The sequence below is a fragment of the Pseudomonas sp. P5_A2_2 genome (genome assembly GCF_054177685.1).
The window spans coordinates 1-8077 of record NZ_JBGCUL010000143.1; the positions used below are offsets into that span (position 1 = coordinate 1).

7 protein-coding genes are annotated in these 8077 nt (G+C 60.0%); 6 read left to right on the top strand and 1 reads right to left on the bottom strand.

From position 1 onward, the window contains the following. The 6 genes from ACXRVY_RS11720 to ACXRVY_RS11745 form a co-directional block, all read left to right on the top strand. A partial coding sequence (locus ACXRVY_RS11720) for an ABC transporter substrate-binding protein (protein WP_458237439.1) occupies positions 1-918 on the top strand: 918 nt, incomplete at its 5' end. 21 nt (positions 919-939) lie between these two features. Continuing rightward, complete coding sequence (locus ACXRVY_RS11725; protein WP_223458769.1) at positions 940-1899, top strand: carbohydrate ABC transporter permease; 960 nt, start codon at positions 940-942, stop codon at positions 1897-1899. After that, positions 1896-2738: a carbohydrate ABC transporter permease gene (locus ACXRVY_RS11730; RefSeq protein WP_223458766.1), complete on the top strand. Its 843-nt coding sequence runs from the start codon at positions 1896-1898 to the stop codon at positions 2736-2738. Before ACXRVY_RS11725 ends, ACXRVY_RS11730 begins: the two co-directional genes overlap by 4 nt. A 27-nt stretch (positions 2739-2765) precedes the next feature. Then, complete coding sequence (locus ACXRVY_RS11735) at positions 2766-3911, top strand: ABC transporter ATP-binding protein (protein WP_223458764.1); 1146 nt, start codon at positions 2766-2768, stop codon at positions 3909-3911. Continuing rightward, positions 3908-5410 (top strand): glycoside hydrolase family 32 protein, encoded by a 1503-nt coding sequence (locus tag ACXRVY_RS11740; RefSeq protein ID WP_223458762.1) that lies wholly within the window; start codon positions 3908-3910, stop codon positions 5408-5410. The genes ACXRVY_RS11735 and ACXRVY_RS11740 overlap by 4 nt, the downstream gene beginning before the upstream one ends. Before the next feature lie 92 nt (positions 5411-5502). Next, entirely contained in the window at positions 5503-6495 is a 993-nt protein-coding gene (locus ACXRVY_RS11745; RefSeq protein ID WP_458237440.1) for a LacI family DNA-binding transcriptional regulator, read from the top strand. Between the two features lie 285 nt (positions 6496-6780). Here ACXRVY_RS11745 and ACXRVY_RS11750 read toward each other — a convergent pair. Next, on the bottom strand, positions 6781-8077 hold a 1297-nt coding region (locus tag ACXRVY_RS11750; RefSeq protein WP_458237441.1), incomplete at its 5' end, for an aldehyde dehydrogenase family protein.

Consider the following 8077-nt stretch of genomic DNA (forward strand, 5'->3'; position numbering starts at 1 on the left):
CAAGTGGATAACGCCACGGTGAACGGACGGCTGGTGACGATGCCGTGGTTCACCGACTCGGGCCTGCTGTATTACCGCAAGGACTTGCTCGAGAAGTACAACCAGCAGGTTCCCCAGACGTGGGAGGAAATGACCGCTAYGGCCAGGGATGTTCAGCAAGCCGAGCGCAACGCCGGGAACCCCAATGCCTGGGGTTACATCTTTCAAGGGCGCGCCTACGAGGGCCTGACGTGTAATGCGCTGGAGTGGATCAGCAGCCAACCGCAAGGCGGGCTGGTCAATCCGCAAGGCGACATCGTGGTCAACAACCAGGCCTCAAGAACGGCATTGACCMTGGCGAAAAGCTGGGTAGGAGACATCTCCCCGCGTGGCGTACTCAACTACACCGAGGAGGAAGGCCGTGGCGTATTCCAGTCGGGCAATGCGCTGTTCATGCGTAACTGGCCTTATGTCTGGGCCTTGGTGCAAAGCCAGGACAGTGCGGTAAAAGACAAAGTCGGCGTCGCTCCCCTGCCCCGTGGCGGCGAGACCGGTACCCATGCCTCCACCCTCGGTGGGTGGGGCCTGGCGGTGTCGCGTTACAGCGCCCATCCAAAACTTGCCGCAGAACTGGTGAGCTACCTGACCAGTGCCCAACAGCAAAAACATCGTGCTCTGGCTGCCGCCTATAACCCGGTGATCGAGTCGCTGTATCAGGATCCCGAATTGCTCGCGGCAATGCCTTATTACAGTCAGCTCCATAGCATTCTCAACGATGGGGTCATGCGCCCCGCCTCCATCACTGCCGATCGCTATCCACGGGTCTCCAATGCGTTCTTCGATCGAGTGCATGGTGTGCTGGCGGGCGAGTTGCCTGTGGATCAGGCGCTGGCCGAACTGGAAAGCGAACTCACGCGCATCAAACGCCGGAACTGGTAAGCCACAAGGAAGGAAATCACCATGTCTGTCTCTACTACTGCCCCCTGCGACGAGCTCCTGCTCACCAGGGAAACGCCCGTACAACGTCGCCGAGTACGCGCCGCCTGGCTATTTCTGACACCGATGCTGCTGTGTCTGGCCCTGGTGGCAGCCTGGCCGCTACTGCGCACATTCTGGTTCAGCCTGACCGACGCCAGTCTGTCGGACACCGGTGGCGGATCCTTCATCGGCCTGAGCAATTATCTGTTCCGCAACGGTTCCACCTGGTCGGGCATCCTGGTCGATCCTCAGTGGTGGAACGCGGTGCGCAACACCTTGCATTTCACCGTGGTGTCGGTGGGACTGGAAGTCGTACTGGGACTGTTGGTGGCGTTGCTGCTCAACATCAAGTTCACCGGCCGTTCCCTCGTGCGTGCGATGATTCTGATTCCCTGGGCGATTCCGACCATTGTCTCGGCAAAGATCTGGTCATGGATGCTTAACGACCAGTTCGGCATCATCAATCACATGATGCTGAGCCTCGGCCTGATTGACGCGCCCCTGGCCTGGACGGCCGATGCGGACCTGTCGATGTGGGCGGTGATCCTCGTCGACGTCTGGAAGACCGTGCCGTTTGTCACGCTGCTGATGCTGGCGGCCTTGCAGATGTTGCCGAGCGATTGCTACGAAGCCGCGAGGGTTGATGGCATTCATCCGCTGAGGGTGTTCTGGCGTGTCACGCTTCCCCTGCTGATGCCCGCCTTGTTGGTGGCGGCGATCTTCCGCATCCTCGACTCGCTGCGGGTATTCGACGTGATCTATGTGCTGACCTCGAACTCGTCGAGCACCATGAGCATGTCGGTGTATGCCCGCCAGCACCTGGTGGAGTTCCAGGACGTCGGTTACGGCAGCGCAGCCTCGACGCTGTTGTTTCTGGTGGTTGCGGTCATCGCCATGCTTTATCTCTACCTCGGACGCCGTCAACTGGAGGTCCGCTCATGAGCCCGCGCCTGCTGAAAAAAACGCTGTTGCGCCTCGGGTTCTGGTGTCTGATCGGGGTATTGCTGCTGTATGCGGTTTTCCCTTTCTACTACGCCATCGTGACGTCGTTGAAGCCATCCAGCGCCTTGTTCGAGGTGAGCTACTGGATCGATAACCCCGATTTCTCCAATTACTCGGCGGTACTCCACCAAGCCTCATTCCTGCGGGCCATCGGTAACTCGCTGGTGGTTGCGCTGTGTGTGGTGACGCTGGCGTTGTTCCTCAGCCTGACCGCCGCCTATGCCTTGGGCCGGGTGAAGTTCCGTGGGCGTGGCACGGTGTTGATGATGGTGCTTGGCGTGTCGATGTTTCCCCAGGTCGCCGTGCTGTCGGGGCTGTTCGAAGTGATCCGCGCGTTGGGCCTGTACAACACGTCCTGGGCGTTGATCCTGAGCTACACGATTTTCACCCTGCCCTTCACCGTTTGGGTGCTGACCACATTTATGGGGCAACTGCCCCATGAACTGGAAGAAGCGGCAATCATGGATGGCGCGTCCCCCTGGGTCACGCTGACCCGAGTGCTGTTGCCGCTGCTCTGGCCCGCACTGGTCACCACGGGCTTATTGGCCTTCATCGCCGCGTGGAACGAGTTCCTGTTTGCCCTGACCTTCACCCTCACCGACACCCAACGCACGGTGCCGGTCGCCATCGCCCTTATTTCCGGCGGCAGCCCTCATGAATTGCCTTGGGGGTTGTTGATGGCTGCATCGGTGCTGGTCACCGTCCCACTGGTGATTCTGGTGCTGATCTTCCAGCGCCGAATCGTTTCCGGTCTCACTGCCGGCGCGTTAAAGGGTTGATGCCCAACAAAGACAAGGAACAGCATCGTGATTAAATTGAAACTGGACAACGTAAACAAACAATTGGGCGGCGCGCGGATTCTTCGCGACGTCAGCCTGGAAATCGCGGCGGGTGAATTCGTGGTGTTCGTCGGCCCTTCGGGCTGCGGAAAATCAACCCTGCTGCGCCTGATCGCCGGGCTGGATTCGATCTGCGGCGGCGACCTGCTGATCGACGGGCGTCGCGTCAACGACCTGGAGCCGCGCGAGCGTGGCGTCGGCATGGTGTTTCAGTCCTATGCGCTGTACCCGCACATGAGCGTCTACGACAACATCAGCTTTGGTCTCAAACTGGCCAAGACTGAAAAGACCAGCCTGCGCGAGCGCGTGCTGAAAACCGCGCAAATCCTGCAGTTGGACAAACTGCTGCAACGCAAGCCAAAGGAACTGTCTGGAGGGCAGCGCCAGCGTGTGGCAATGGGCAGAGCCATGGCGCGTGAGCCGGACATTTTGTTGTTCGATGAGCCGCTCTCCAATCTGGATGCATCCTTGCGGGTGCAGATGCGCAATGAGATCGCCCGGCTGCATGCTCGACTGGGCTCGACCATGATCTACGTCACCCACGATCAAGTGGAAGCGATGACCCTGGCCGACAAAATTGTCGTACTCAATGGCGGTCGCGTAGAGCAGGTCGGCTCACCGCGCGAACTCTATGAGCGCCCGGCGAGCCGCTTTGTCGCCGGTTTTCTCGGTTCGCCCAGAATGAACTTTCTGGCGGCACGCCTGCATGTCCCGGGTAAAACCAGCCTGGTCGATACTCCCGTCCTGGGTATGACCGCCCTGCCCTTCGACAGCTCGAACCTGGCGGTGGACGCCCCACTGAGCCTGGGGATTCGCCCGGAACACGTGTCGCTCAAGGCGGCGCAGGGAACTGCCGGCGTCGTCGTGACCGGGGTCGAATACCTGGGCAGTGAAACCTATGTGCACCTCGATACAGGTCAGGACGAGCCACTGATCTGTCGTTGTGAGGTCAACGCCGGATGGCAGGTGGGCGATCAGGTCGAGCTGCAGCTGGAGTTCGGCAATCTGCACCTGTTCGACGCCGACGGCACTGCCTTGAGTCGCCACCCACAAGCCATTGAAACCCTGCCGGATGACGTCTCTCTACGCTCAGCCCGAGCACGCGCCCTATGACCTTGTCTTTGAATACCATGAGCGATCCAATGTCTTCTTCCCTTGACCTTGCGCAGCGCGCCCTGGGTGACGGCCTGTCTCGCGTCATCCAGGACTATCGACCCGATTATCATCTTGCCCCCCCGGTGGGCTGGATGAACGACCCCAACGGTGTGGTGTACTTTCGTGGCGAATACCACGTGTTCTATCAACACCACCCCTTCGAAGCGAAATGGGGCCCGATGTATTGGGGGCATGCCAAGAGTGCCGATCTGGTCCATTGGCAACATCTGCCCATTGCGCTGGCGCCCGGCGACGACTTCGACCGTGACGGTTGTTTTTCCGGTAGCGCGGTGGTGTGTGGCGATACCCTGGCACTGATCTACACCGGGCACACCTGGCTGGGGGACGTGGGAGACGAACGCTCGATCCGCCAAGTCCAGTGCCTGGCCACCAGCACCGACGGTATCCGGTTCGTCAAGCATGGCGCCGTCATCGAGAACGCGCCGCAAGACACGATCATGCACTTTCGTGACCCCAAGGTATGGCAGGAGGATGACTATTGGTACCTGATTGCCGGCGCGCGTCTGGGTGATAAACCGCTGCTGCCGCTATACCGTTCCACGGATCTGCACGCCTGGGAGTTCCTTGATTATGTGTCCAGTGGCAGTGAGGGCGATGGCTATATGTGGGAGTGCCCGGATCTGTTCCGACTGAACGGGCGCGATGTGCTGCTGTACTCCCCCCAAGGCATGCAACCCGAGGGTTACGAACGGCTCAACAAGTACCAGACCGGTTATCGAGTGGGCCGACTCGACAGCGAATGGCACTTCACGGGCGGGCCTTTTATCGAGTTGGATAACGGCCACGATTTCTATGCCGCACAAACGCTACTGGCCGCCGACGGTCGCCGCCTTGTGTGGGCGTGGCTCGACATGTGGGAAAGCCCGATGCCGAGCCAGGCCCATCACTGGTGCGGCATGCTCGGGTTGCCGCGCGAACTTGAACTGTGCGCCGATCGCCTTTGCGTGTATCCGGCACGGGAGCTGACCGCACTGCGCAAGGCGCCATTGCCGGGCACGTCCTGGTGGGATGGGTCGGGAGCCCGATGGGTGCGGGAAGTGAATGGCGACAGGCTCGAAATCCATGTGCAGCTGGATTTGCTCGGCTGCACCGACGGCCACCTGGGAATCGCTTTGCGTTGCAGCGACGATGGCCAGGAAGAAACCCTGCTCTACTACGATGCATCGCTGCAGCGTCTGGTGCTTGACCGCAGCCGCTCGGGTGCACAAGTCACCGGCCAGCGCAGCGTGGCGATAGATCCGACACAAGAGCGACTGGAACTGCGTGTGTTTCTCGATCGCTCGTCCATCGAGGTGTTCGACGAGAACGGGCGCTTCAGCCTCAGCAGTCGCCTCTATCCGCGGCCCGACAGTCTGGGCGTGAAGCTGTTTGCCAACGGAAGTGGCGGGCGTGTCTCGATTCCCAAGGCATGGCCTCTCGGCTCTGGATGGCTATGAGCGGCGGATGGCTGTGAGCAGCGTCATTCGAGTCGCGAGAAGCCCGGGCCCTGTGTCATGATTCTGCGTCAACCTGACCGGGCTCACCTCGCATGACTTCAGTGAAAGACGTTGCACAGCTGGCCGGCGTGTCCCTGATGACGGTTTCTCGAGCGCTCAATAACCCGGAAAAACTGAGCCCCGAAACCCTTCAACGGGTGCGGCGCGCCATTGATGAACTGCAATTCGTACCGAGCCTGTCGGCGCGCAAGATGCGCGGCGACAACCTCCAGTCGCGAACTATCGGAGTGTTCGCGCTGGACACCGCGACCACACCGTTCGCGGTCGAACTGTTGCTGTCCATCGAACAGACCGCACAGCAAGCCGGCTGGAATGTCTTTATCCTCAACCTGTTGAGCAACCCGCCCACCGACCAGAACATCGACCTGATGTTGTCGCACCGTCCCGACGGGTTGATCTTCAGCGCCATGGGGTTTCGCCAGGTATGCATTSCCGAGCGCTTGAAAAGCAAACCCCTGGTACTCGCCAATTGCCTGGCCGATGACAGTCACCTGGTCAGTTATGTGCCGGACGACGAATCTGGGCAGTATCGCGCCGTACATCACGCGTTGAGCCAAGGCTATCGGCGCCCTCTGTGTATCAATCTGCCTAAACAGAGTCTGGCCTGGGGCCTGCGACAAAAAGGCCTGCAGCGTGCCTGTCAGGCATTCGGCCTGGCGCCTGACGCACTGCTGCAATACGACCTTTCCGATCATGATGCCTATGGTGAAACCGCAGCCATCCTCGACCGGCACATCATCGAGGGTCGTCCCCGGTTCGATGTTCTGATCTGTGGCAACGACCGCATTGCCTTTTGTGCCTATCAGCTATTGTTGGGCCGTGGCCTGAAAATTCCCGACGATGTCGCCGTGCTCGGCTACGACAACATGATCGGTATGGCTGAGCTGTTCATCCCGCCGCTGACCACGGTGCAACTGCCGTACTACGAGATCGGTCGCAAGGCTGCCCGGCACCTGATCGAGACCCTCGACGTATCGGGAGCCCAGCCAGTTGATTGTCCATTGGTGGTCAGGGCATCGCTATAAGATTCAGTTAATTCGGTGATAGCGCGCCCGCTTGCATTCGATTTGCCACTAGCCTGTCACCGACCGCTTATGGCCCAAAGGGTCAGTCACGACATGCACAAAACCGCCAGAAGTCGTCATTCTTCAGATCTCACCGCCCCTCAGATTGCAACAGACGCTTTCTTGGCGATTATCAGCTCAGTGAAAATATTCAACTTCTCCTTTCTCCCCATTCAGCAAAACGCATTGGGCCGGTGACCAAACCGACCCAATGCCATACGAGCTGATCCACTTACCGCGAATCGACTAACCCAACGTGTTAAGGCACACCACCTTGGGCTGGGTCATTTCCTCGTAGGCAAAACGCACCCCTTCCCGGCCCAGGCTACCGTACTTGGAACCGCCAAACGGCATCGCATCGAAGCGGTAGTCGGAAGAGTCGTTGATCATCACTCCCCCGGCTTCGATCCTCCGTGCGGCGCTCATCGCGGTAGCCAGATCATTGGTGAAGATCCCGGCATGCAGGCTGTATTCGGGTTCATTGGCCAACGCGATGGCTTCATCGAAGGTTTCGAACAGCTGCAATACCACCACCGGAGCGAAGACTTCATTGCGCCAGAGTCGACTGGCATGATCGACGTTTTCCAACACGGTGGCGGCGTAACACGATCCTGCACGCCGATGGCCGCAGAGCAACGTGGCGCCCTCTTGCAAGGCCTCGTTCACCACTTGCTCGGCATTCTGCGCGGCTTGCGCAGTAATCATGGGGCCGATATCGGTGTCGGCCAGCAATGGATCGCCGACCACAAGCGCACGGGCCTGGCTGACGAATCGCTCCCGGAACGCTTCATAAATCGACGCCTGAATCAGCAAACGCTGAGTGCCTACGCAGTTCTGCCCCGCTGCCCAAAAAGCTCCGGACACGCAACTCTCGACAGCGGCCTCAAGGTTGCAGTCGCCCATGACGATTACCGGCGCATTGCCGCCCAGGTCCATGGCCAGTTTCTTCAACCCGGCCGTGCGGGCAATCTGCTCTGCGGTGACGAAACCGCCGGTGAAGGAAATCATCCGCACCTCACGGGCGGCGACCAACGCCTTGCCCAGTTCCGCGCCGCCGGTGGCGACTGTGACCACTGACTCAGGCAAGCCTGCGGCGACCAGATAAGACACCAGTTTAATGGCCGACAATGGCGCGAGCTCGGAGGGCTTGAGAATCACCGCGTTACCGCCCGCAATGGCCGGACCGAGCTTATGCGCCACCAGGTTCAACGGATCGTTGTACGGCGTGATCGCAACGATCAGCCCCAGAGGCTCACGGGAAAACCAGCCCTGACGCGATTCGGAGCCTTCATAAGCGTCGAAAGGCACCACCTCCCCGGCATTGCGCCTGGCCTCCTCGGCCGACAGCTTGAGGGTGTTGACGCAACGTTTGACCTCCTTTTCCGCCTGTTTGAGGGTCTTCCCGGCCTCGTCGACGATCAGCCTGGCAAACACACCGGCATCATGTTCGATGTTGATTGCGGCTTGCTCAAGAATGCGAGCCCGACGATGACGCGCTAACTGCGCGCACGCTCGTGCACCACTGCGCCCAGTCTCCAACAAC

What these genes read in the sequence shown, in the direction of transcription:
- ACXRVY_RS11725 (WP_223458769.1), top strand. Translation starts at nt 940, where the DNA reads ATGTCTGTCTCTACTACTGCCCCCTGCGACGAGCTCCTGCTCACCAGG.
- ACXRVY_RS11730 (WP_223458766.1), top strand. Translation starts at nt 1,896, where the DNA reads ATGAGCCCGCGCCTGCTGAAAAAAACGCTGTTGCGCCTCGGGTTCTGG.
- ACXRVY_RS11740 (WP_223458762.1), top strand. Translation starts at nt 3,908, where the DNA reads ATGACCTTGTCTTTGAATACCATGAGCGATCCAATGTCTTCTTCCCTT.